Genomic DNA, 604 nt, shown 5'->3' on the forward strand with positions numbered 1-604 from the left:
AGCCCATGGAGGTGGGCTGATGCGAGATACCCGGCATCGTGGGCAGGCCGGAGCCCGGCGCCGGGTCCGGTCCCGGTGGTGCCGTGCTGCTTTTCGGCGGTTGTGTCACTCTTGACCTCCCCCATGGTCATCCGTCGCCGCCAGTATCGCTGCCGGGACCGGCATCCGCACCGGCCTTGCCCCGATCTTGATCGGATCGCAGTGCGGTGAAACGCATTTCGGCGCACCGCGGAGCGCCCCGCACCACCCCCTGCCCATGAATACGCCGGTGGAATCGGTTCGGTTCCACCGATCCGGCGGTCAGCCCTCGAAGTGCGCCCGCAGCCGCGCCTGCACCCGCGCTCCCGCGCCGATCCGGTCCAGCCCCAGCAGCGCCGCCCCCAGCACCGGGCTCGCCGTCACCACTCGGGGGACGGCCTTCGGCGCCCGGGCGCCCAGCAAGTCCCGGATGCGGTCGTCGAGTCGGGCGTGCCGTGCGGCGAGGACGCTGCCGCCGAGCAGCACCGGGGTTTCCTCGGCCAGCAGGTCCAGCCGGGTCAGCGCCACCGTCGCCATGGTCACGACCTCGTCGGCGAGCCGGTCGACGATCGCACGGGCGACCGGG

The 604-nt window shown here is 72.8% G+C and carries 1 pseudogene; it reads right to left on the minus strand.

The window, feature by feature from the left end:
• Positions 1-300 precede the first annotated feature (300 nt).
• Positions 301-604 (minus strand): annotated as a pseudogene (locus tag ACTWQJ_RS52080) (ATPase); the annotation flags it as partial.

The sequence above is a fragment of the Streptomyces sp. KR55 genome (genome assembly GCF_052245645.1).
Lineage (GTDB): Bacteria > Actinomycetota > Actinomycetes > Streptomycetales > Streptomycetaceae > Streptomyces > Streptomyces flavusporus.